Annotated in this window: 19 protein-coding genes; 10 read left to right on the plus strand and 9 right to left on the minus strand. The window is 65.9% G+C overall.

Annotated features, from left to right (window positions below; genetic code table 11):
• Window positions 1–200: 200 nt before the first annotated feature.
• Entirely contained in the window at window positions 201–560 is a 360-nt protein-coding gene (locus tag OPV09_RS13660) for a cupin domain-containing protein (protein WP_319993089.1), read from the plus strand.
• 23 nt (window positions 561–583) lie between these two features.
• Here OPV09_RS13660 and OPV09_RS13665 read toward each other — a convergent pair whose 3' ends face one another.
• The 3 genes from OPV09_RS13665 to OPV09_RS13675 all read right to left on the minus strand — a co-directional run bounded on the left by OPV09_RS13665 (window position 584) and on the right by OPV09_RS13675 (window position 4,960).
• A complete protein-coding gene (locus OPV09_RS13665; RefSeq protein WP_319993090.1) occupies window positions 584–1,783 on the minus strand; it encodes a YbfB/YjiJ family MFS transporter in 1,200 nt (399 codons plus the stop codon).
• 220 nt (window positions 1,784–2,003) lie between these two features.
• A complete protein-coding gene (locus OPV09_RS13670; RefSeq protein ID WP_338682134.1) occupies window positions 2,004–3,098 on the minus strand; it encodes a tryptophan 7-halogenase in 1,095 nt (364 codons plus the stop codon).
• A complete protein-coding gene (locus tag OPV09_RS13675) occupies window positions 3,095–4,960 on the minus strand; it encodes a LodA/GoxA family CTQ-dependent oxidase (RefSeq protein WP_338682135.1) in 1,866 nt (621 codons plus the stop codon). Before OPV09_RS13675 ends, OPV09_RS13670 begins: the two co-directional genes overlap by 4 nt.
• A 186-nt stretch (window positions 4,961–5,146) precedes the next feature.
• On the opposite strand from OPV09_RS13675, the gene OPV09_RS13680 reads away from it, so the two are divergent.
• Window positions 5,147–5,812: a response regulator transcription factor gene (locus OPV09_RS13680; RefSeq protein ID WP_034754799.1), complete on the plus strand. Its 666-nt coding sequence runs from the start codon at window positions 5,147–5,149 to the stop codon at window positions 5,810–5,812.
• The gene (locus OPV09_RS13685) at window positions 5,806–7,116 is read left to right on the plus strand and encodes an ATP-binding protein (RefSeq protein ID WP_338682137.1); all 1,311 of its coding nucleotides are present in this window, start codon (window positions 5,806–5,808) and stop codon (window positions 7,114–7,116) included. Before OPV09_RS13680 ends, OPV09_RS13685 begins: the two co-directional genes overlap by 7 nt.
• A 55-nt stretch (window positions 7,117–7,171) precedes the next feature.
• Here OPV09_RS13685 and OPV09_RS13690 read toward each other — a convergent pair whose 3' ends face one another.
• Both OPV09_RS13690 and OPV09_RS13695 read right to left on the minus strand, forming a co-directional pair.
• A complete protein-coding gene (locus OPV09_RS13690; protein WP_070306009.1) occupies window positions 7,172–7,810 on the minus strand; it encodes an NAD(P)H-dependent oxidoreductase in 639 nt (212 codons plus the stop codon).
• Window positions 7,811–7,930: 120 nt separating this feature from the next.
• Window positions 7,931–8,929 (minus strand): aldo/keto reductase, encoded by a 999-nt coding sequence (locus OPV09_RS13695; RefSeq protein ID WP_338682139.1) that lies wholly within the window; start codon window positions 8,927–8,929, stop codon window positions 7,931–7,933.
• Between the two features lie 102 nt (window positions 8,930–9,031).
• On the opposite strand from OPV09_RS13695, the gene OPV09_RS13700 reads away from it, so the two are divergent.
• A complete protein-coding gene (locus OPV09_RS13700; protein ID WP_338682140.1) occupies window positions 9,032–9,916 on the plus strand; it encodes a LysR family transcriptional regulator in 885 nt (294 codons plus the stop codon).
• Here OPV09_RS13700 and OPV09_RS13705 read toward each other — a convergent pair whose 3' ends face one another.
• Together OPV09_RS13705 and OPV09_RS13710 are read right to left on the minus strand one after the other, a co-directional pair.
• Window positions 9,917–11,002: an ATP-binding protein gene (locus tag OPV09_RS13705; protein WP_338682141.1), complete on the minus strand. Its 1,086-nt coding sequence runs from the start codon at window positions 11,000–11,002 to the stop codon at window positions 9,917–9,919. It lies immediately after the preceding gene.
• Window positions 11,002–11,757, minus strand: a complete 756-nt coding sequence (locus OPV09_RS13710; protein ID WP_072453865.1) for a response regulator — start codon at window positions 11,755–11,757, stop codon at window positions 11,002–11,004. The genes OPV09_RS13705 and OPV09_RS13710 overlap by 1 nt, the downstream gene beginning before the upstream one ends.
• Window positions 11,758–11,890: 133 nt before the next feature.
• Between OPV09_RS13710 and OPV09_RS13715 the strand changes: the two genes are divergently transcribed.
• The 3 genes from OPV09_RS13715 to OPV09_RS13725 are packed head-to-tail and all read left to right on the plus strand — an operon-like array spanning window position 11,891 to window position 17,601.
• Window positions 11,891–13,048 (plus strand): efflux RND transporter periplasmic adaptor subunit, encoded by a 1,158-nt coding sequence (locus OPV09_RS13715; RefSeq protein WP_338682142.1) that lies wholly within the window; start codon window positions 11,891–11,893, stop codon window positions 13,046–13,048.
• A gap of 33 nt (window positions 13,049–13,081) precedes the next feature.
• Entirely contained in the window at window positions 13,082–16,228 is a 3,147-nt protein-coding gene (locus OPV09_RS13720; RefSeq protein ID WP_338682143.1) for an efflux RND transporter permease subunit, read from the plus strand.
• Window positions 16,228–17,601, plus strand: a complete 1,374-nt coding sequence (locus OPV09_RS13725) for an efflux transporter outer membrane subunit (RefSeq protein WP_319993099.1) — start codon at window positions 16,228–16,230, stop codon at window positions 17,599–17,601. The genes OPV09_RS13720 and OPV09_RS13725 overlap by 1 nt, the downstream gene beginning before the upstream one ends.
• 9 nt (window positions 17,602–17,610) lie before the next feature.
• On the opposite strand, the gene OPV09_RS13730 is transcribed toward OPV09_RS13725, so the two are convergent.
• Window positions 17,611–18,180: an Hcp family type VI secretion system effector gene (locus OPV09_RS13730; RefSeq protein ID WP_072453861.1), complete on the minus strand. Its 570-nt coding sequence runs from the start codon at window positions 18,178–18,180 to the stop codon at window positions 17,611–17,613.
• A 21-nt stretch (window positions 18,181–18,201) separates the two neighbouring features.
• Window positions 18,202–18,489 carry a DUF6150 family protein gene (locus OPV09_RS13735; protein WP_219330318.1) on the minus strand — a complete coding sequence of 96 codons (288 nt, stop codon included), beginning with the start codon at window positions 18,487–18,489 and terminating at the stop codon, window positions 18,202–18,204.
• Between the two features lie 194 nt (window positions 18,490–18,683).
• On the opposite strand from OPV09_RS13735, the gene OPV09_RS13740 reads away from it, so the two are divergent.
• The 3 genes from OPV09_RS13740 (at window position 18,684) to OPV09_RS13750 (ending at window position 22,375) form a co-directional block, all read left to right on the plus strand.
• Window positions 18,684–20,333 (plus strand): DUF4394 domain-containing protein, encoded by a 1,650-nt coding sequence (locus OPV09_RS13740; protein ID WP_338682146.1) that lies wholly within the window; start codon window positions 18,684–18,686, stop codon window positions 20,331–20,333.
• A 117-nt stretch (window positions 20,334–20,450) separates the two neighbouring features.
• The gene (locus OPV09_RS13745; protein WP_338682147.1) at window positions 20,451–21,731 is read left to right on the plus strand and encodes an arsenic transporter; all 1,281 of its coding nucleotides are present in this window, start codon (window positions 20,451–20,453) and stop codon (window positions 21,729–21,731) included.
• Window positions 21,732–21,790: 59 nt separating this feature from the next.
• Window positions 21,791–22,375 carry a TetR/AcrR family transcriptional regulator gene (locus tag OPV09_RS13750; protein ID WP_338682148.1) on the plus strand — a complete coding sequence of 195 codons (585 nt, stop codon included), beginning with the start codon at window positions 21,791–21,793 and terminating at the stop codon, window positions 22,373–22,375.
• Window positions 22,376–22,437 lie beyond the last annotated feature (62 nt).

Here is a 22,437-nt window from a genome sequence, read left to right on the forward strand (position 1 = left end):
ATTGAAGTAGTGGCCGGGAAGTGTCAATTGTACGAGTCCGGCTTCTCACTTGAGGCAAATGCAACAAGGTGCTCCGCTTGTAAATTTCCATTATTAAACTATATTGGAAAATGATGTGATTTTTATATCATGTCAGTTATTCCGATTCGGAAATTTAATACTTCCAGAAATTCCAAAAGGGGGGACGAGTCATGAGTGCAATGTTAGAAAAGAAGTCCATCGACAAACCGGACGAAGTGCGTCCATTCAAGGACGGAGCCGGCCGGATGGCTGTCTTTACGCTAGGCGAACAGACCATGGGGCGCGGCGAATTTGAGCCTGGCTGGCGCTGGAGCCTGCATGTCAAACCGATTGCGGGAACGGATTCGTGCCAGGCAGCGCATACCGGCATGGTTCTCGAGGGGCGGATGGTGGTACGGATGAATGATGGCGCCGAGATGGAATATGGACCGGGTGACGTCTTCTATATGCCACCGGGACATGATGCCTGGGTGGTTGGAGATCAGCGTTGTGTCCTGTTCGATGTCACCGGTGTCGCAAGGTATGCCAAACCGCAATAAGGGCGGCAGCTGAAGACAGCCGCTCACGCGCCCGCCGCCAGCGCCTTTTGCCGCGATGCCAATGCGGCGCCGATAAAGAGGGCGATGGCCGAGGCGATCAATCCCCGCTCCAGTCCGGCGGGGCCGTCGGCGATCCAGCCGACGACGATGGGGCCAACGATCTGGCCCAGCGCGAATACCGTCGTGTAGGCACTGATGCCGGCCGTCCAGGATTGCGGTGGCAGGTTATGCCGCACGAGGGCCGTGGTTGACGCCACCACGGACAGGAACACGGCGCCGAAGACGAGGCCTGAAATAAACACGACGGGCGCAAAGCTCGTCAGCGCGGGCAGGATCGTAACTGCGCCCAGCACGCCGTTCAATATCGCCAGCGATTCGCCGCCCCTGTAGCGGTCGAGCATGCGCGCCCAGATGCGCGACGACGCCACCACCGCCAGCCCCAACAAGGTGTAGAACACGGTGATCAAGGTGGCGCTCATGCCTTGCTGCTTGAGCAGGGCGATAACGAAGGTCATGTAGCCGATGTAGCCGACGCCAAACATGAAGTAGCCGGCCAGGCTGGGGGCAAAGTCGCGCCAGGCGAAGCGCCGCGGCGTGTCGAGGGCGCGCGGCGCTTCGCCGATCGCCTTCGCCGGCACGGCCATGATGGCGGTGGCGGCCAGGCAGGCGATGCCCAGGGCCAGCCATGGCCATTGCCAGGCATGTGCGGCGCCGTGGTCTTGCGCGGCGGCCAATGCGGCCGGCACCAGCAGGGCCGACAGCGCGATGCCAAAACCCGTGCCGCCGTAATACAGGCCGATGTAGAAGCCGGCGTGCTGGCTGTGCATGGAGCCGAGCCGCGCCGCCAGCACGCCGCCAGCGATGAAAATGAAGGCGCTTGCCACGCCCGCGCACACGCGCTGCAGGAACAGGGTGGTCGTATCGCTGACGAGGCCCGACATCAGCATGAAGATGCTGGCCAGCACGGAACCAATGATGAGCAAGCGCCACACGCCCAGGCGGCGCATCAGCGCCGGCGTGGCCAGGGCGCCGAGAAAATAGCCGAGCGCATTAAACGTGTTCATGGCCCCGGCCAGCAGGTAGGACCAGCCCAGGTCGTCGCGCATGGGCGGCAGCAGCAAGCCATAGGAAAAGCGCGACAGGCCCAGGGCCACGGCGGCGCCCAGCGACAGGGCCAGCGCCGTGGCCAGCGGATGGGACGGGGAATGATCGTGTGTCGGCATGTCCAGGATACCCGTCTATATGAAAAGCGTGGAGTTGGCGCCGGGGCAGGCCGGCGGGCAAGGTCTGTGCGGGACAGTGGCATAGGGCGCTGACGACACGCTTTTTTACTGCCAAGTTAGCGAATCGTGCCTGGGAAGTCAAGCAGGGACGTGCCTGGACATGGCGGGAGGCAATGCGATTTTTCTATCATTGCTTGTGGAGATTCGCCTTTCGCGCCAGCTAGAGCGCCGGGACGCGCCGGCTCCAGAACGGTGCCGTGGGCCAGCGCGTTTCCTGGCCGTAGCAGTACGCCAGGTGGCGTTCGTACGCCGCGCCGATGGCGGCCAGTTCCCCATTGTAGTGCCGGTAGGCTTGCAGCTCTCCCTGCAGCGTACGGTCGGCTGCCTCGGCGGCGGCCAGGCCCGTGTACAGGGCGTTAAAGATGCCTTGCGACGACAGCGGGTCGAAGCTCAGGGCCGCGTCGCCGACGGCGAACCAGCCTGGGCCGGCACCGGCGTCCAGGCTGGCCGTATGCGCGGGCGTGGCCATGGCGAGCGTATCGGCCGCATAGCCTTGCTGCGCCAGCAATTCCCCCGTAGCGGGCAGCTTGCGCGCCGCCGCTTCCAGCCAGCCGGCGTCGCGCAAGGCGTTGTTGGCGAGCAAGTCCGCATCCGTATGCAGGGCCAGCACGCGGCGCTGGCCGGGCAGGGGGGCGCTGTACCACCAGCCGTGTTCGCAAGCCTCGATGTGGGCAAAGCCCCGCGCGGAAGGCGTGCGGTCGTGTCCGTATTGCCATACCGAGACCAGCCGGTCGCCGCGCTGGCGCCGCGCCCCGACTTTGCGGGCCAGCCGAGCGCTGCGTCCCGTGGCGTCGATGACGATGCGCGCGGCCGCGTCGCAGGGGCCATGCCGCGTTTGCAGCCGTACTTTCCAGCCGCCATTTTCCGGCGCGATGCCCGCGACTGTGGCCGAGGCCAGCAGGGCGGCGCCGCGCCGGCGCGCCTCGTCGCGCAGCCACAGGTCGAAGGTGCCACGCGCCAGGTGCCAGCCGTGGCCATCGGGATCGCTGAGGAAATGGTGTTCCGTCCAGGCGCCGTTCCACCAGGCGCGGTTGCCGTGGTAGGGTGCATGGCCCTGCCGCAGGAAGGCGTCAAGCAAGCCCATGTCCTGCAGCAGGCGCGCGGCGGCCGGCGGCAGCGATTCGCCGATGCGCGCCAGCGGGGCGGCCAGCCGGTCGACCAGCAACACACGGTGCCGCCCCGCCAGGTTCAGGGCGGCCGTGGCGCCGGCAGGACCGGCGCCGACGATGAGCACGTCAGCCTGCAGCACGGTCACAAGCGGTGTCGCTGCAGATGGCGCGCTTTTTCCGTGCCTTCCAGGTCGACGTCGACGAACTCGTCCGGTATGGCCGCTGCCGCGCGCAGCTGGTGCTTGCCGGCTATCGGCGGTGGCAGGTTTTCCACCTGCAAGAATGAGGGGAAGCCGGTCACGTCCGTGGGGCCGGGGCGCACCTCGACCACGCCCACCTGCGCCAGGTCGGCGATCATGTTGTTGATCTGCTCTTCATAGCTGATGTTGCCCAGCGGACGTATCCACGCGGCGCGCCGGGCGAACGCGGCCAGGCGGTCGTCGACGGGCACTTCGCGGTTCATTACCGTGTCGTAGGCCAGTTTGCTCATCACCTGGTTCGGCACGCGCGCGGGCCAGAACGTGGGCACATAGGGATCGTAATCGGACTGGTAGCCGGAGCGGCAGCTGGCCGTGTCCGTCTGCCATGGCACGGCCATCCAGCGCGTCACGCCGCCGGCGATCTGCGCCGAGCAGGGGCTGCCGATATTGTCCGGCGTCAGGACGGCGCCGTAATCGGGCTCGACCCAGCCGGGCGGCCGGTGCGCCAGGCGGAACGGTGCGCTGTACATGCTGGCCTGGCGCATGGGCCAGGTCATTTCGCAGCCGGGGTGGAAGGCGTCGGCCAGGCAGAATTCCATGGCCGCGCGCAGCAGGGTGTCCGGTTGCTGGGCCACGTCCACCTCGGCCAGGCTTTGCGGCGGCACCTTGCCGGGAGCGTAGTCGTCCGTGAACTTGCCGTCGGCCCATTGCTTGAGGAAGCGCAATTGCAGGTTGCTCAGCGCGCAGTTCTGGCGCGGCGTGTCTGCCGGCGGGATGGCCATCGCATCGCCATACAGCCACGGCCACGGCGATGGCGCCCAGGCGTCGCGCTCGAACCGGCGGAACTGGTTATAGATGACGTTGCGCCACTCCCTGCGGTTTTCGGACGGGCTGGACAGGCGTGCCATCCACTCGTCGCGGCTGAACGGCGTGCTGCCGTCCCAGCCGAAGGCGGCCGCGAAGCCCGCGTTGACCCACTGCAGATTGGACAGGCGCTCGAATATGGGACGGATATCGTCCTGGAACGAGGGAACGGCAGGTGCGGTAATTTTGCCTTCGGAAACAAACAAGTCGCGCATCAAGTCCCACATCGTGCGCACGGACTTTTGCTGCGGCGCGTAATCGGGCGGCGCGACGACCACCCAGGCCATGTCGACGGGCAAGGCTTGGCCCTGATAGTGGACGGTGGCGCAGACGGGGCCGTCGGACGTGTCGTCATGCCAGCCTTCGTTGTTGGCGAAGGTGATGGCGCGCGCGCCATTCCACGAGGCCGACTTGCCATGGCCGCCCAGCACGATCAGCCGTCCCATGGCATCCGTGCGCAATTCGCCCAGGTAGACGGGCGTGCCCAGGAAGCTGCCACTGTCGAAGGCGACGGCCGGCTGTTCCTTGCCGCTGATCTTGCGCTCGCCCGGCGTGATGGAAAGCGCTGCGCGGTCGGTGACGGCCATGTTGCGCAGGAACGAGGGCTGGGTGACGTGCGCCTCGGGAATATCGAGCGCGATCTGGAACTGGTACCACGCCGCCTTGGTGTTGGCCAGGGTGACGGACCATTCGATGTCGGCATTGCCGGCGTTCAATTCGGCCACCGCCACGCCGGCGGCATTCAGACCGTAGATGCGAAAGCTTGCCGCCTGGCGCTTGATGGCCCCGGACGCATCGCGGTAGTAGCCGGCCGGGCGCGCCGCCGGTTCCGGCACTTCCGGTCCCAGAAAGTATTCGCTGGGGCTGTTGCCCACACGGGCAATGCCGATGGGCGGATAAATCGCCGCCTTGACGATGACGGTATCTTGGGTGGAACTGGACATGGCGTGCCTTTCCAGATGCGTGGAGGGAAGGAAAATATACCGCATAAAAAACGCGCCAAATGCGCACATAGTCACCGCATCGTGAATTCCTGCGACGGGCGCCGGACACACGCTGCGGCGGCGGCCAGGCCCGCTTTTTCCAGCCACGTTAAGATAGCGGTATTTTCAAGACTGCGAGAGGTCCAGGTGCGCGTGTTGCTGGTGGAAGACGATCCGATGATCGGGGAAAGTCTGGTCGAGGGCTTGCGCGGCGAGTGCTATGCCGTGGACTGGGTGCGCGACGGCCACGATGCGGAGCTGGCGCTGGCCGGTTTCGCCTACGATTTGATGCTGCTGGACCTGGGCTTGCCCGGCAAGCAGGGCATGGACGTGCTGCGCAGCATGCGTGCGCGGGGCGCCGAGTTGCCCGTGCTGATCATCACGGCGCGCGACGGCACGCCGGCCCGCGTCGATGGGCTCGACAGCGGCGCCGACGATTACCTGGTCAAGCCGTTCGACCTCGACGAGCTGCTGGCGCGCATCCGCGCCTTGCTGCGGCGTCGGGTCAGCCGTTCGCGCTCGGTCATCGAGCATGGCGCGCTGATACTCGACCTGGCCAGCCACGACGTCACGTTCGAGGGAGAACTGATCAAATTGCCGCCGCGCGAGTTTTCAGTGCTGCGCGCCTTGCTCGACCATCCGGGCAAGGTGGTGTCGAAGCGCCAGCTGAGCGAGAAACTGTATGGATGGGATTGCGAAGTGGAAAGCAATACCGTCGACGTGTACGTGTACCAGCTGCGCAAGAAATTCGGCGCGGACTGCATCCAGACCGTGCGCGGCGTGGGCTACAAGATGCGGGTGGCGGCATGCTGACCATCCGCCGCCAGTTGCTGCTCGGCTTGCTGGCCGCCACCTTGCTGTGCGTGCTCGGAGCCGGCATTTCGCTGTTCCGCTCGCTGCTGGAAGAAACCAATGAACTGGCCGACTTGCAGCTGCGCCAGCTGGCCGTGGCCTTGCCCGACGAGTTCGAGCCGCAGGCGGGCCTGGCCGCCGCGCAGGATCCGGAAGAAGCGTTCGTGCTGCAGGCGTGGGACGAGGACGGCCAGCCCTTGCCCGTCCTGCAGGGCCAGCCGGCATTGCCGCGCTATGCGCTGGCCGGCTTTGCCGATGTCGTGCTGCACGGCGAGGACTGGCGCCTGTACGGCGAAACGCGGCGCGGCCGCTACGTGCAGGTGGCGCAGGCGCAGGCCGTGCGCGACCAGTTGGCCTGGCAGATGACCATGCGCGCCGGCGCCCCGCTGCTGGTGTTCGCGCTGATCCTGGCGCTGCTGATCGTCGTCGTCGTGGGGCGCGCGCTGGCGCCGCTGCACCGGCTGGCCGAATCCGTGGCGGGTCGCTCGCCGGATACCTTGACGCCGCTGGCGGCCGACGACATGCCGCCCGAACTGCGGCCCGTGGCGCTGGCGTTGAATAGTTTGATGGGGCAGTTCGAGGCGGCGCTGACGGCGCAGCGCACCTTTGTTGCCGATGCCGCGCATGAATTGCGCTCGCCGCTGACGGCGTTGAAACTGCAGCTCCAGGTGGCCGAGCGGGCCGGCAGCGAGGAAGAACGCCGCATGGCGCTGGCGCGCCTGCACGAACGGCTGGACCGCAGCACGCACCTTGTGCGTCAGCTGCTCAGCCTGGCCCGCCATGAAACGGCGCTCACGGCCAGCCAGCTGCACACAGTGGACCTGGGGCAATTGCTGGAAGCGGCCGTGGCCGACCACAGCGCGCTGGCCGACAGCCGCGACATCGACCTGGGCGTGGTGGAAGCGCCGCCGGCCAGAGTACTGGTGCAAGCCGATCCCGACGGCTTGCAAGTGTTGCTGAATAACCTGATCGACAACGCCTTGCGCTACACGCAGCAGGGTGGCAGGGTCGACTTGCAGGCGGCGCTGGAGGAGGGCAGGCCGCTGCTGCGCGTGTCCGACAACGGCCCCGGCGTGCCGCAACAGCACCATGCGCGCCTGTTCGACCGCTTCTTCCGTCCCGACGGCAATGACGCCTGGGGCTGCGGCCTGGGCCTGTCCATCGTGCGCCACATCGCGGAGCACCACCAGGCCGACATCGCGCTGGCTGAAGGCGAGGCGGGGCGGGGACTGCAGGTGACGGTACGTTTTCCGCAGGCGGCCTGAATGAAAAAAGCGGATGCCGGTGAAGGCATCCGCTTTTCAATTACGGGCGAAGCGCTTAGGCCAGCTCGGTGATGAATTGCTCGCGTGCAGGGCGCACTTTTTTCAGGTCCACCAGCCAGTCGCCTTCGTCGGCGCGGTAGCCGAGCGGCAGCATGACGACGGAACGCAGGCCTTTTTCGCGCAAGCCCAGGATCTCGTCGACCTTGGCCGGATCAAAACCTTCCATCGGCGTCGAATCGACTTTTTCCTGCGCTGCGGCGATCAGGGCCGTGCCCACGCCGATGTAGGCCTGGCGCGCCGCGTGCTGGTAGTTGGTTTCCGCATCGCGCTGCGGGTAGGTGGCGAGGATTTGCTGGCGGTACGCTTCCCAGCCTTCATTCTTGAAGCCGCGCACGGTGTTGACCAGGTCAAACATCTTGTTGATGCGTTCGACCGTGTAATTGTCCCAGGCAGCAAACACCAGCAGATGCGAGGCGTCCGTCACTTGCGACTGGTTCCACGCATGCGGCTTGATCTGCTCGCGCAGGGCCGGATTCGTCACGACGAAGACTTCGTAAGGATGCAGTCCGCTGGAACTGGCCGTCAGGCGCACGGCTTCCAGAATGCGCTCGACCTTGTCTTGCGGCACCGTTTTCGTCGGGTCCATTTTCTTGGTGGCGTAGCGCCATTGCAGTGTTTCGAGCAAATCGGACATGTAAATCCCTTTCATAATGAATAGTTCAGACTGGAAATGATAGCGGATTCGGGCATTTCAAGTGTAAAGGGGCAAAGAATTGCTTACCGTACTCAAGTTAGCGCACTCCAGCATGGTTGTCTACAGGCCAACCATGGCAAGCTCCACGTCCGGGTAGCGCGCACCCTGCACGCTGGCGGGCGCGATGGCGGCGCCGATGGCGGCCAGCTCGCTTTCGCTCAATGTGATTTGGCCGGCGGCCACATTCTCTTCCAGGTGCACCAGGCTGCGGGCGCCCGGTATCGGTACGATGTCAGTACCTTGCGCCAGCAGCCAGGCCAGCGCCAGTTGCGCCGCCGTGGCGCCGCGTGCGGCTGCCAGGCGCTGCAGCTCGGCAACGTGGTGGGCGTTGGCCGCCATCGCGGACGGCTGGAAGCGTGGCAGGCTGTGGCGGTAGTCGTCTGGCGCCAGCGCGGCGCTGGAGTTCAGCTGGCCCGTCAGGAAACCCCGGCCCAGCGGGCTGTAGGGTACGAAGCCGATGCCCAGCTCCCGGCAGGCAGGCAGCACCTCGGCTTCCACGTCGCGGCTCCACAGCGAATATTCGGATTGGACGGCCGCAATCGCGTGCACGGCGTGGGCGCGACGCAGGGTGGCTGCCGACACTTCCGACAGGCCCAGGTGGCGTACCTTGCCCGCCCGCACCAGACCGGCCATGGCGCCGACCACGTCTTCGATGGGCACGGCGGGGTCCACGCGGTGCTGGTACAGCAAGTCGATGCACTCGATGCCGAGCCTCGACAGCGACGCTTCCACGGCCTGGACGATGTGCTCGGGGCGGCTGTCGACACCCGCCATGCGTTCCACGCCCTGGCCGTGGGGCAATATCTTGAAGCCGAACTTGGTGGCGATGTGGACCTTGCCGCGCAGTTCCTTCAGGGCGCGGCCTACCAAGTCCTCATTGGCGTAGGGGCCGTAGACTTCCGCCGTGTCGATCAGGGTCACGCCCAGTTCCACGGCGCGGTGCAGCACGCGCAGCGAGGTGGCCTCGTCCGCGCCGCCGTAGGCAAAGCTCATGCCCATGCAGCCCAGGCCGATGGGGGCCACTCGCAAGCCGGAGTTGCCCAGTGTTCTGTGTTCCATTGTGATTCCTCGTTAATAGTTGGAACACAGAGTATGGGCGGGCGCACAGCATGCGATAAGATAGCTTATCCTGCATGTATTGCTGAATGAAACTCATGAATAATGGCTGACCTCAACGAATTGACGGCCTTTGCCGCCGTCGCCCGCCTGCGCAGCTTCCGCAAGGCGGCCCTCGAGCGTGGCGTATCCGCTTCCGCCCTCAGCCATGCGCTGCGCGCGCTGGAAGAGCGTCTGGGCGTGCGCCTGCTGAACCGCACCACGCGCAGCGTCACGCCGACGGAGGCGGGGCAGCTGCTGCTGGCGCGGCTGGCGCCGGCCATGCGCGAAATCGATGATGCCTTGCTGGACCTGAGCACCTTGCAGGATGTGCCGGCAGGCAAGCTGCGCCTGAACGTGCCCCGTCCGGCCGCGCGCTTGCTGCTCGCGCCCATGCTGGCCAGTTTTGTCGCCCGCTATCCGCGCGTGCAGGTGGAAGTGGTGACTGATGACGGCATGATCGATATCGTGCGCGATGGTTTTGACGCGGGCATCCGCTTCGGCGAGCAGGTGGCGGCCGACATGATCGCCGTGCCTGTCGGCGCGCCGCAACCGTTCGTGGTGGTGGCGTCGCCCGCCTACCTGGCCGCGCATGGCGCACCAAGCACGCCGCGCGCGCTGCTGGACCACGCCTGCATAGGCCGGCGTTTTCCCAGCGGGCGCCAGTATGCGTGGGAGTTCGAGCAGGCAGGCGAGGGCGTCAGCATCGCCGTCGGCGGCCCGCTGGTGTTCGACGACGATGAACTGATGCTGCGCGCGGCCCGCGATGGCGCGGGACTGGCCTATGTGTACGAGGCCGATGCGCGCGCCGATATCGCGGCGGGGCGCCTGGCGTGCGTGCTGGAGAGTTGCCTGCCGCCGCCGCCCCGTTACTTCCTGTATTACCCGAGCCGGCGGCAGATGCCGGCCGTCCTGCGCGCCTTTATCGACATGCTGCGCGCGCCGGCGTAGTTAGCCGGCGGGCGGCGGTGCGGCATGTTCGACCGGCCACTTGATGGTGAACAGACTGCCGCCCGCCTTGCCACGCGTGCAGACGGCGCTGCCGCCATGCGCGCGCGCGATGGCTTCGACCACGGCCAGGCCCAGGCCGCTGCCCGCGTTCAGGTCGACCCTGGCGCTGTCGCCGCGGCGGAAGGCTTCGAACACGTGCGGCGCCAATTCCTCGGCAATGCCGGGGCCCGCGTCCTCGACGCTCAGGTAATACTGGCCGGCCTGCACGCGGGTGCGCACGCGCAGCAGGCCCGGGTGCGCATAGCGGCGCGCGTTGTCGAGCAGGGCCAGCACGATTTGCCGGATGCGTGCCGCGTCGCAGCAGACGGGATGGTCGGACAGGTGCAGCTGCAAGGTAAAACCGGCCGCTTCCATTTCCTGCGCCAGCAACCGGCCCACTTCCTCGATTTCCAGGGTCAGGTCCGTCCACGCCATGCGCAGTTGCATGTGGCCGCTGTCGGCCAGGCTCAGGGTGCGCAAGTCCTCGATCAGCCGGCCCAGGTCTTCCACTTGCGCCAGCAGGCTGGAAAACGGCACTTCCTCGGGCTTGAAGACCCCATCGACGACGCCTTGCAAGGTGCCGCGCAGGATGGTCACGGGCGTGCGCAGTTCGTGCGCGATGGCCGCATTCCACGTTTCGCTTTCCTGCGCGCCCCGCTGCAGGCGCTCGGCCATGCTGTTGAAGTTATCGACCAGCATGGCCGTCTCGCCCAGGCTGCGGTCGCCGGCAAACGCGCGCGCGGACAGGTCGCCATGGGCCACGCGGCGCACGCTGTCCATCACGGAATTGATCGGTTTGAGGATGCGTGCGGCCAGCTTGAGGGCGAAAAACGCGGCCAGGCCCAGGCCGAAGATGGTGATGGCGAAGATCCACAGCCACTCGACGGTGCTGGGCGACCAGTCGTCCGGCTCGGACAGCATGCCGGGATCGATCTTGAAGGCGATGGCGAAGAAGGTCCAGGAACCGATCCAGATGATCAGGATGCTGCACACCATCAGCACGGACATCGACAGGATGATCTGCCGGTTCAGGCCTGTGAAGCGCATCAGAGCTCGCTTTCGAGACGGTAGCCCACGCCGCGCAGGCTGGCCGGCATGTTCATCACGCCCGCTTCTTCCAGCTTCTTGCGCAGCTTGCTGACGTGGCTGTCCACCGTGCGTTCCATCGAATTGCTCTCAGGCATGCACGACTCGAGCAATTCCAGGCGGCTGCAAACGCGCCGCGGCGTGCGCGCCAGGTGCGCCAGCAGGCGGAACTCCGTCAACGTCAGGCTGAGCATGAGAGGCTGGGCCATGCCATCCTGCAGCACGCTGGCCACATACGTTTCCTGGTCGATTTCGATGGGGCCGCAGCGCAGGCGCTGGCCGCCCACCGGGTGGTGGCGCACGCGCGAGCGGCGCAGCACGGCGGCCACGCGCGCCACCACTTCGGCCGGATTGAAGGGCTTGATGATGTAGTCGTCGGCGCCCACGCGCAGGGCGGCCAGTTTATCGGCATCCTGGTCGCGGGCCGTCAGCATGATGACGGGCGTTTCGCCGCGCCGGCGCACTTCCGCCAGCACGCCCCAGCCATCGACCCTGGGCATTTGCACGTCGAGCAGCAGCAGGTCCGGCGCCAATGCCAGGTGCTGGTTCAGCGCTTCTTGGCCATCGTGCGCGAAGGCCGTGCGGTAGCCGTCGCGCTCGAGGTAACCGGCGAGGATGCGGGCGATTTGCGGTTCATCTTCGGCGATCAGGACGAGGGCGGAAGGCGGCGTGGTGGCAAGGAAGGAGGGCTGGCTGGCGCTGTGATGATAGTTCATGCAATTAGTCTAGCATTCTTCGCTGTCTCCATCGAATCTCCACATTTCTTTGACGGAACATCCATGTAGGCCTTCTATGCTCTTGTTATCTGTCGACCGGACCGCCGGTTGGGATCTGCCATAGAGAAAGACCATGCATCCGAGCCACCTCACCAAGAAAAACATGTTGATCGCCGCGGCACTGCTCAGCCTTGCCGCCTGTTCCAAACCCGCGCCGGAAGAAGGCGCGGCGCCGCCCGCCGCCGTCACCGTGCTCAAGCTGCAAGCGGCGCCCGTCGTCCTCAGCGATGAATTGCCGGGCAGGGTGGCCGCCTTCCGCACGGCCGATATCCGCCCGCAGGTGGGCGGCATCGTGCTGCGCCGCCAGTTCGAGCAGGGCGCCGAAGTGAAAGCGGGGCAGAAACTGTTCCAGCTGAACCCGGCGCCATTCCAGGCGGACGTCGATTCGGCCGCCGCCTCCTTGCAGCATGCGGTGGCCACGGCCAAGCGCGCCAGCAGCCAGGCCGACAGGTTAAAACCGCTGGTGGAGGCGGACGCCATCAGCCGCCAGGCGTATGACGACGCCGTGGCCCAGCGCGAGCAGGCCGTGGCCACCGTGGCGCAGGCGCGTGCCGCCCTGGCACGCCGCCGCCTGGACCTGGCCTTTGCCAGCATCGAGGCGCCGATTGCCGGGCGCATCGGCTCCGAACTGGTGACGGAAGGCGCACTCGTGGGCCTGGCCGATGCGACGCCGATGGCGCGCATCCAGCAGATCGACAAGGTGTACGTCGACGTGCGCCAGCCGGCCGCCGCACTGGCCGCCTTGCAAGCCTCGGGCAACGGGGGCGCCGACAAGCTGCCCGTGACCATTTTAGGCGCCGATGGCCAGCCGCATCCCGTCACGGGGCGCATCCTGTTCTCGGGCATCAGCGTCGATGCGGGCACGGGCGACGCCGTCGTCCGCGTGCTGGTCGACAATCCGCAGCGCCAGCTCTTGCCGGGCATGTTCGTGCGCGCGCGCATCGCCCGCGCCGTGCAGGCAAATGGCGTGCTGCTGCCGCAGCAGGCCGTCTTGCACAGCAGCGGCGGCCAGGCGCAGGCCTGGGTCCTCGATGGCACGAACAAAGCGAGCCTGAAGACGATCGCCGTGGGCGACGTCGTCGACCACCAGTACGTGGTCAACGGCGGCCTGAAAGCGGGAGAAACCGTCGTCATCGAAGGCCAGGAACGCTTGCAGCCGGGCGCCACCGCCGCGCCGCAACCGTGGAAGCCGGCTGTCGTGGCAACGGCCACCGCCGCCAAGGCGCATTGATGCGCCATTTGAATACCATGAAAGCCTAACGACATGCCTCAATTTTTCATCAACCGCCCCGTCTTTGCGTGGGTGGTGGCGGTCTTCATCGTCCTGTTCGGACTGATCGCCATACCGCAATTGCCGATTGCGCGCTTCCCCTCGGTGGCGCCGCCCAGTGTCAGCATCAGCGCCAACTACCCTGGCGCCACGCCGCAAACCATGAACGATTCCGTGGTCGGCCTGATCGAACGCGAACTGTCGGGCGTCAAGCACCTGCTGTATTTCGAGTCGTCCACCGATACGTCGGGTTCGGCCTCGATCACCGTCACCTTCCAGCCGGGAACGGATCCGGAAATGGCCCAGGTGGACGTGCAAAACCGCCTGAAAGCCATCGAACCGCGCCTGCCGCAAGCCGTGCGGCAAAACGGCTTGACGGTGGAATCGGCGTCGTCCGGCTTCCTGATGATCGTCAGCCTGATTTCCGACAACGGCCAGCATGACGAAGTAGCGCTGGGCGACTACCTGGCGCGCAACGTGACGGAAGAACTGCGCCGCATTCCCGGCGTGGGCAAGGTGCAGCTGTTCGGCTCCGAGCGGGCCATGCGCATCTGGGTCGATCCGGCCAAGCTGGTGTCGTACAACATCGCCATGGGCGAACTGACGGCGGCCATCGCGCAGCAAAATGCGCAGATCGCCCCGGGCCGCCTCGGCGACTCGCCCGCCGTGCACGGCCAGCGCGTGACCATTCCGCTGACGGTGCAGGGCCAGCTGCAGACGCCGGCCGAATTTGCGGCCATCGTGCTGCGCGCGAATGCGGACGGCTCGAAAGTGACGATCGGCGACGTGGCGAAAGTGTCGCTGGGCGCACAAAGCTTCAACTTCAGCATCCGCGAAAACGGGCAAGCCGCGTCGGGCGCCGCCATCATGCTGTCGCCCGGCGCCAACGCCGTGCAGACGGCCAGCGCCGTGCGCGCGCGCATGGCCGAACTGGCGCATACCATGCCGGCCGGGATCAAATATTCGGTACCGTTCGATACGGCGCCGTTCGTGAAGATCTCGATCGAGAAGGTCGTCATCACCTTGCTGGAAGCGATGGTGCTGGTCTTCCTCGTCATGTATCTGTTCCTGCAAAAGATACGCTACACCTTGATTCCCGCCATCGTCGCGCCGATCGCCCTGATGGGTACCTTCACGGTCATGCTGATGGCCGGCTATTCCGTCAACGTGCTGACCATGTTCGGCATGGTGCTGGCCATCGGCATCATCGTCGATGACGCCATCGTCGTGGTGGAAGCCGTCGAGCGCCTGATGGCCACCGAAGGCTTGTCACCGAAGGAAGCGACGTCGAAAGCGATGCGCGAAATCACCGGGGCGGTCGTGGGCATCACCCTGGTGCTGACGGCCGTGTTCATCCCGATGGCGCTGGCCAGCGGTTCCGTCGGTGCGATCTACCGCCAGTTCACCCTGGCCATGGCCGTGTCGATTCTGTTCTCGGCATTCCTGGCGCTGACCCTGACGCCGGCCCTGTGCGCCACCATGTTGAAACCCATCGGCCCGCACGACCATGACAAGAAAGGCTTCTTCCTGTGGTTCGACCGCGGTTTTGAGCGCATGACGGCGCGCTATGAAAAGGGCGTGGTGGCGATGGTGAAACGCGCGGGCCGCTCGATGGTGCTGTATGGCGCCATCGTCACGGCGCTGGGCGTGGCCTTCATGCAGCTGCCGTCGGCCTTCTTGCCGGAGGAAGACCAGGGATACTTCATCACCTCGATCCAGCTGCCGTCCGACGCGACGATGGAGCGCACGCTCGACGTCGTCAAGCTGTACGAGCAGCACGTGGCCACGCGGCCCGGCATCGAAGTGAACCAGTCTATTCTCGGTTTCAGCTTTTCCGGCGCGGGCCCGAATGCGGGCCTGGCGTTCACCATGCTGAAGGACTGGAAAGAGCGCAACGGCGCCACGGCGCAGGAAGAAGTGGCGCTGGCGCAGGCGGCCATGTCGCAGGCGAAGGAGGGCATGATCATGAGCCTGATGCCGCCCGCCATCGATGAACTGGGTAACTCGTCCGGCTTTTCCATGCGCCTGCAAGACCGCGCCAACCAGGGTGTCGCTGCCTTGCAGGCGGCGCAGAACCAGTTGCTGGGCCTGGCCGCGCAAAGCGGCAAGGTGGCGGGCGTGTATCCGGACGGTTTGCCACCGGGCGCCAGCGTGCGCCTCGACATCGACCGCACCAAGGCCGAAGCGCTGGGCGTGTCGTTTACGGCGATTGCCGACATGCTGACGGCTGCCATGGGCTCGACCTATGTCAATGATTTCCCGAATGCCGGCCGCATGCAGCAGGTGATCATCCAGGCCGATGCGCCGTCGCGCATGCAACTGAACGACGTGCTGGCCCTGCGCATCCGCAATAACGCGGGCGGCATGGTGGCGCTGGGCGAGCTGGTGCGTCCCGTGTGGAGCGAGTCGCCGCTGCAGCTGGTGCGCTACCAGGGTTATCCGGCGGCGCGCATTTCGGGCAGCGCGGCGCCGGGCGTATCGAGCGGCGACGCCATGCTGGAAATGGAACGGCTCGTGAAACAGCTGCCACCGGGCTTCGCGCTGGCGTGGACGGGCCAGTCGCTGCAAGAGAAGGAATCGGCCTCACAGGCACCGATGCTGATGGCGCTGTCGATGCTGGTGGTCTTCCTCGTGCTGGCGGCCCTGTATGAAAGCTGGTCGATTCCCGTCTCCGTGATGCTGGTCGTGCCGCTGGGATTGCTGGGCGCCGTGCTGGCCGTGATGTCGCGCGGCATGCCGAACGACGTGTTCTTCAAGGTGGGCATGATCACGATCATCGGCCTGTCGGCGAAGAATGCCATTTTGATCGTTGAATATGCGCGCCAGCTGCAGGCGCAAGGCAAGGGCTTGGTCGAGGCGACGGTGGAAGCGGCAAGGCTGCGCTTGCGCCCGATTTTGATGACGTCGCTGGCGTTCGCGCTGGGCGTGGTGCCGCTGATGCTGGCCACGGGCGCCAGCGCCGAGACGCAGCACGCGATCGGCACGGGCGTGTTCGGTGGCATGATCACCGCCACCGTGCTGGCCGTGTTTTTCGTGCCCGTGTTCTTTGTCGTGGTGCTGGGCGCCGTCGACAAGATGGGCACGTACTTCAACAAACGCAGTAACCGCATCGCCGTCAAGACGGTGGAAGGAGAGTTGTAATGCGTTTATTCTTTATGACGCCCCTGGCCGCGCTGGCCTTGTCGGCGTGTTCCTTGACGCCGCCGCTGGTCAAGCCGGCGGCGCCGATACCTGCAGCGTATGCCGAGGTCTCCGCACCGGGCAGTGTGGACACTGCGGCGGACCTGGGCTGGCGCCAGATGCTGCTCGATGCGCGCCTGCAGCGCCTGGTCGACATTGCGCTGGAAAACAACCGCGATTTGCGCGTGGCGGCCCTCAACGTGGAAGCCGTGCGGGCCCAGTACCAGATCCAGGATGCGGGCCGCTATCCGGCCATCGGCGCCAATGCTGGCGGCGTGCGCCAGCGCGGCGCCGATGCGGTGACGCAAAACCAATTCACGGCCGGCATCGCCATGAGCGCGTTCGAGATCGACCTGTTCGGCCGCCTGCGTTCCCTGTCGGACGCCGCGTTTGCCCGCTACCTGGCCACGCAGCAGGGCCAGCGCGCTGCGCGCATGGCCCTGATCGGCGCCGTGGCCGATGCCTACCTGGAACAGCGGTTGGCCGAGGAACAGCTGGCGCTGGCCCGGCAAACCCTGCTCGACTGGCGCCAGGCGCTGGTGCTGACGCAGCGCTTGCATGGCGCGCAGCAGGGCAGCGGCCTGGACGTGGCGCAGGCGCAAGGGCAGGCCGCCACGGCGGAGGCGGACGTGCAGGCGCGCGAACGGGCCAGTGCCCTGGCGCGCAACAACCTGGAATTGCTGCTCGGCGCGCCGCTGCCCGCCGATTTGCCGGCTGGCCGCGCACTTGATGGCCAGCCCGTGCTGACGCAGCTGCCGCCCGGCCTGCCGTCGGACTTGCTGGCGCGCCGCCCAGACATCCTGCAGGCGGAATATGCGCTGGTGGCGGCGAATGCGGAAATCGGCGCCGCGCGCGCCGCCTTCTTCCCGCGCCTGTCCCTGACGGCGTCGCTGGGTTTTGCCAGCCCGGAGCTTGGTGACCTGTTCCGCGGCAGCGCGCGCAGCTGGTCGTTCGCGCCGCAAGTGACGCAGCCGCTGTTCCAGGGCGGCCAGCTGCGCGCGGAACTGCAGCTGTCGCGCCTGCGCAAGGACGTGGCCGTGCTGCAGTACGAACAGGCGATCCAGGTGGCGTTTCGTGAAGTGCGCGACGGCCTGGCCGGCAGCGCCACGTACGCGCAGCAGATCGATGCCCAACAGCGCGTGGTGGTGGCGGCGCAGCAGCGCCAGCGCCTGTCGCAGCTGCGCTACGACGCGGGCCAGGACAGCCGCCTGGAATTGCTCGACGCGCAGCGCCAGTCGTATGCGGCGCAGCAAGCCTTGCTTGACGCACGGCGCGACCAGTTCAAGTCGGCCGTGGCCTTGTACAAGGCGCTGGGGGGAGGGCTGGAGGAGTAGGCGCTTTGCTTAGCCCGTGAAAGCGCCGATGGGCCGATTGCGCGCCAGGCTCCAGCCTGTCGTGTGTTGGGGGCCGGGCTTGCCGTCGGCCTGCTGCACGCTGTGGCTCCAGAGGATTTCCGTGAAATTCAGCTTGAACTGCTCGGTCGGCATGTCATCGGGATGGGTTTGCAGCTGGATTTCGCTGATGATGGCGTCGCGCAGCCAAATGGTCATGATGTTGGCCGTCTTGTCGCCCGAGTTGCGGGCGATGTAGAGCTTGGTTGGCTGGTCCGTGCCGGTGCCCAGCGGCTTGGCGCGCAGGCACAGGTCGTACAAGTTGACCGAGGTCCGGTCGACATATTTGACACAGGTAAATTCCGTGATCACGGGCCGCCCCGACGTGCGCGCAGAATTGCTGACGTCCGTCGTTATTTGCTGCTTCATGCCCTGGTGCAGCGAGACCAGCTCGATGCATGGTCCCATGCCCTGCAGCGCAGCGGCGTCGCGCCAGATGGCGTCGATGCCGGCATTGCCACCGTCCGGCGTCTTGCCGAACACGAGTTCCCCGTTGCCGGGTTCCAGCAAAATCAAATCCATGACGAGCTCCTCCGCTTGATGTCAGCTGCCGCCGTGCGACAGGCAGCCCTTGAGCCGATGTGGCCGGGTCCAGCCCGCTTCGCTGGCGTGGTCGACAAAACAGATGGCTAGCTGCGCAAAGCCTGGCGAGGTGAAATACATGCCGGCCGTGGCGCTTTGCCGCTCGCGGGTGATGAACCACAGGGCGTCGCCATGCGCCAGGCCAAAACTGGCCACGCGGTGCACCAGCAAGTCGGCGCTGCCGCGCTGCACGATGGCCACCCGCACGTCGGCTTCGCCCATGTTGTTGGTCTGATAGATGCGCGCCACTTTCCTGACCCCAGTTTCAATCGTGCCTGCGACTATACACCGATTAAGTTGCCTAAACACAAGCATAAATTGCGCCGAAATAAATTTTTTTGCATCACTGCATCCAAACGCGGGCACGGCGAGTAGTACAGGGGTGCGCTCGCCGCAACGGCGGCATGAGCTGCACCTCCACTCACTCTATCGGGACCACGACCATGTCACCACTGCCAACCTTGCCATACGCCAAGCTGCTGCTTGTTTCCGCCGTCGCCATGACCTTGTCCGCTTGCGGCGGCGGCAGCGACCACGACGATGTCGTCGTCACACCACCGCCGCCCGTGGTGGTGGCTGGCGACGTCTTCGTGCTCACCGCCAGCAACAAGCTGCTGTCGTTCGACCGCGCCACGCCGGCCACCATCCGCACCACGGCGACAGTGACGGGCCTGCAGGCCGGCGAAAACCTGCTGGGCATCGATTTCCGTCCCGCCGATGGCCAGCTGTATGGCGTCGGCAGCACGGGCCGCATCTACACCCTGAATGGCGTGACGGGCGCCGCCACCGTCAAAGCCACCCTGGCGGCCGACGCTGGCGACGCGACAGCGCCTTTCACGGCGCTGGCCGGCACGGAGTTCGGCGTCGACTTCAACCCGGTCGCCGACCGCCTGCGCATCGTCAGCAACACGGGGCAGAGCCTGCGCATCAATGTCGACACGGGCGCGACCACGACAGATGGCAATATCAACGGCGGCGCAGCGAGTACGGCCATCACGGCGGCCGCCTATACCAACAGCTTTGCCGGCACGGCCAGCACCACTTTATTTGTCATCGATGGGGCCAACGCCACCCTGTACACGCAAAATCCGCCGAACAACGGCACCCTGGCCAGCGCCGTGCCGCTGGGCGTGGCGGCCACCGGCGTGGCCGGCTTCGACATCGATGCGCGCACGAATACGGGCTACGCCGTCATGACGGTGGCCGGCGCGCGCAACCTGTACACCTTGAACCTGGCGGCCACCACGGCGCCGGCGACCTTGGTGGCGGCCATCGGCGTGACGGAAGAGCTGCGCGGCATCGCCCTGAAAGCGCCGGCCACGCCCGTCGCCTACGGCTTGACGGACGACGCCCGCATCGTCACCTTCAAGACGGCCACGCCGAACACGCTCGACGCCAACGTGGCCGTGACGGGCCTGGCGGCAAGCGAGCGCCTGCTGGGCTTTGACATCCGTCCCAAGGATGGCTTGCTGTACGGGATATCGTCGACGGGGCGTATCGTCACCATCGACCCGGCGACGGGTGCGGCCACCGTCAAGGCGACGCTGGCCGCCGATGCCTTGGACGTCACCGCGCCGTACACGGCCATCGCGGGCACGGCCTTTGGCGTCGACTTCAATCCCGTCGCCGACCGCCTGCGCGTGATCGGCAACACGGGGCAAAGCCTGCGCATCAATGTCGACACGGGCGCCACCACCACCGACGGTAGCGTCAACCGCGCGGGCGCCGCGCCTAGCGTGACAGCCGCCGCCTATACCAACAGCTTTGCCGGCACGACGGCGACCATGCTGTTCGATATCGACACCGCCAGCGCCTCGCTCGCCCTGCAAAATCCGCCAAACGACGGCACTTTGGTGAATGTCGGCGCGCTTGGCGTGGCGGTGGCGGGCGACGTGGGCTTCGATATCGCGGGCGGCGCCAACGGCCTGGCCCTGGCGGCCTTGCGCACGTCGGCCACGGGACCGAGCTCGCTGTACCGCATCGACCTGGCGACGGGTGGGGCCGTGCTGAGCGGCGGTGCGGCCACGCCAGCCGCTTCCGCCATCGGCAATGGGGCGGTGGGGCTGGTCGATATCGCCATTGCGCTGAAGTAAGGAAGTACGCCGCAGCTTTGCTTTGATTCAATAATTCCAGTATTATAGAATTGTTGATGATATTCAATGGCTGCGGCGCATGGTGCCCGCGATGCCGCATACCCGGAACCTCGCCCCATGCTCACCGCTTTCCTCATCTTCCTCGCAACCCTGGTCCTCGTCATCTGGCAGCCGCGCGGCCTGGGTATTGGCTGGAGCGCCGTCATCGGCGCCTGTGTCGCCTTGCTGGCCGGCGTGATTCACTGGGGCGACATTCCCGTCGTCTGGCATATCGTGTGGAACGCCACGGGCACCTTCGTGGCCGTGATCATCATCAGCCTGCTGCTGGATGCGGCCGGCTTCTTCGAGTGGGCCGCGCTGCACGTGGCGCGCTGGGGCGGGGGCAGCGGCAGAAAACTGTTCGTGCTGCTGGTCTTGCTGGGCGCGCTCGTCTCGGCCGTGTTCGCCAATGACGGCGCCGCGCTGATCCTGACGCCCATCGTCATCGCCATGCTGCGGGCGCTGAAATTTTCCGCCAGGGCCACCCTGGCCTACGTGATGGCGGCCGGCTTCATCGCCGACACGGCCAGTCTGCCGCTCGTAGTGTCGAACCTGGTCAATATCGTTTCGGCCGATTTCTTCAAGATCGGTTTTGCCGAGTACGCGTCCGTGATGGCGCCAGTCAATGTCGTCGCCGTGCTGGCGACCCTGGCCGCCTTGCTGCTCTTTTTCCGCAAGGATATCCCCCGCGACTACGAAGTCGCGCAGCTGAAACGCCCTGACGCCGCTATCCGCGACCTGGCTACCTTCCGCGCCGGCTGGCTGGTGCTGGCGCTGCTGCTGGTGGGATTTTTCTCGCAGGAGCGCCTGGGCGTGCCCATCAGCCTGATCGCGGCCGTGGGCGCCGCGCTGCTGCTGGTGGTGGCCGGCAAGGGCCACGTGATTTCCACGCGCCACGTGCTGCGCCATGCGCCGTGGCAGATCGTCGTTTTTTCGCTGGGCATGTATCTGGTCGTGTACGGCTTGCGCAATGCTGGCTTGACGGCTTACCTGACGGGCATGCTGAACCACTTTGCGCAGTACGGCGTGTGGGGCGCGGCCATGGGCACGGGTGTGCTGACGGCCTTGTTGTCGTCCGTGATGAACAACTTGCCGACGGTGCTCGTGGGCGCGCTGGCCATCGACCCGACGACGGCGCAGGGAGCCGTGCGCGAAGCGATGATCTACGCGAACGTCATCGGCAGCGACCTGGGCCCGAAGATCACGCCCATCGGCAGCCTGGCTACCTTGCTGTGGCTGCACGTGCTCGACAGCAAGAATATCCACATTTCCTGGGGATACTATTTCCGCGTCGGCATCGTGCTGACCGTGCCCGTGCTGCTCGTGACCCTGGCCGCGCTGGCGCTGCGCCTGGGGTGATGGCGGAGCAGGGGATAGTTTACTAGACGACCGGTCAGATTTTTTGCTATACTGGCCGCATGAGCAAAAAATCCTCCGCTGACATGCGCCAGCACCTGATCGACATCGCCAAGGCCCTGATGGCCGAGAAGGGCTATACGGCCGTGGGCCTGGCCGAACTGGTGGCGGCGGCCGGCGTGCCGAAAGGCTCGTTCTACTATTACTTCAAGTCGAAGGAAGAGTTTGGCCAAGCCTTGCTCGACGATTACTTCACCACCTATCTGCAGACGGTCGACGCCTTGCTGGACGGCCCGGGCACCGCTCGCGAGCGCCTGCTCGCGTATTTTGACTACTGGAGCGCGACGCAGGCCGGCAGCGCCCCGGAAGGCAAATGCCTGGTGGTCAAGCTGGGCGCCGAAGTGTGCGACCTGTCCGTGGACATGGGCGCCGTGCTGCAGCACGGTACGGGCGCCATCCTGGACCGCCTGACGCAGTGCGTGGAAGCGGGCTACCTCGACGGTTCCGTGGCGGCGACGACGCCGGCCCGCGTGCTGGCCGAATCGCTGTACCAGCTGTGGCTGGGCGCTTCCCTGATGGTCAAGGTGGCCAGGAACGGCGGGCCGTTCGACGCGGCCATGTCCACCACGCAACGGCTGCTGGCGTAGCCGTTTTTTTTAATCATTAACTAGACGACCGGTCAGTTATTTTTTGATCTCTCGCACAATAT

Source organism: Janthinobacterium sp. TB1-E2, from assembly GCF_036885605.1.
Classification (GTDB): Bacteria; Pseudomonadota; Gammaproteobacteria; order Burkholderiales; family Burkholderiaceae_D; genus Janthinobacterium; species Janthinobacterium aestuarii.

What these genes read in the sequence shown, in the direction of transcription:
- OPV09_RS13660 (WP_319993089.1), top strand. Translation starts at nt 201, where the DNA reads ATGTTAGAAAAGAAGTCCATCGACAAACCGGACGAAGTGCGTCCATTC.
- OPV09_RS13720 (WP_338682143.1), top strand. Translation starts at nt 13,082, where the DNA reads ATGCCTCAATTTTTCATCAACCGCCCCGTCTTTGCGTGGGTGGTGGCG.
- OPV09_RS13695 (WP_338682139.1), bottom strand. Translation starts at nt 8,929, where the DNA reads ATGGAACACAGAACACTGGGCAACTCCGGCTTGCGAGTGGCCCCCATC.
- OPV09_RS13700 (WP_338682140.1), top strand. Translation starts at nt 9,032, where the DNA reads ATGGCTGACCTCAACGAATTGACGGCCTTTGCCGCCGTCGCCCGCCTG.
- OPV09_RS13665 (WP_319993090.1), bottom strand. Translation starts at nt 1,783, where the DNA reads ATGCCGACACACGATCATTCCCCGTCCCATCCGCTGGCCACGGCGCTG.
- OPV09_RS13740 (WP_338682146.1), top strand. Translation starts at nt 18,684, where the DNA reads ATGTCACCACTGCCAACCTTGCCATACGCCAAGCTGCTGCTTGTTTCC.
- OPV09_RS13745 (WP_338682147.1), top strand. Translation starts at nt 20,451, where the DNA reads ATGCTCACCGCTTTCCTCATCTTCCTCGCAACCCTGGTCCTCGTCATC.
- OPV09_RS13685 (WP_338682137.1), top strand. Translation starts at nt 5,806, where the DNA reads ATGCTGACCATCCGCCGCCAGTTGCTGCTCGGCTTGCTGGCCGCCACC.
- OPV09_RS13705 (WP_338682141.1), bottom strand. Translation starts at nt 11,002, where the DNA reads ATGCGCTTCACAGGCCTGAACCGGCAGATCATCCTGTCGATGTCCGTG.
- OPV09_RS13675 (WP_338682135.1), bottom strand. Translation starts at nt 4,960, where the DNA reads ATGTCCAGTTCCACCCAAGATACCGTCATCGTCAAGGCGGCGATTTAT.
- OPV09_RS13710 (WP_072453865.1), bottom strand. Translation starts at nt 11,757, where the DNA reads ATGAACTATCATCACAGCGCCAGCCAGCCCTCCTTCCTTGCCACCACG.
- OPV09_RS13730 (WP_072453861.1), bottom strand. Translation starts at nt 18,180, where the DNA reads ATGGATTTGATTTTGCTGGAACCCGGCAACGGGGAACTCGTGTTCGGC.
- OPV09_RS13715 (WP_338682142.1), top strand. Translation starts at nt 11,891, where the DNA reads ATGCATCCGAGCCACCTCACCAAGAAAAACATGTTGATCGCCGCGGCA.
- OPV09_RS13750 (WP_338682148.1), top strand. Translation starts at nt 21,791, where the DNA reads ATGAGCAAAAAATCCTCCGCTGACATGCGCCAGCACCTGATCGACATC.
- OPV09_RS13690 (WP_070306009.1), bottom strand. Translation starts at nt 7,810, where the DNA reads ATGTCCGATTTGCTCGAAACACTGCAATGGCGCTACGCCACCAAGAAA.
- OPV09_RS13725 (WP_319993099.1), top strand. Translation starts at nt 16,228, where the DNA reads ATGCGTTTATTCTTTATGACGCCCCTGGCCGCGCTGGCCTTGTCGGCG.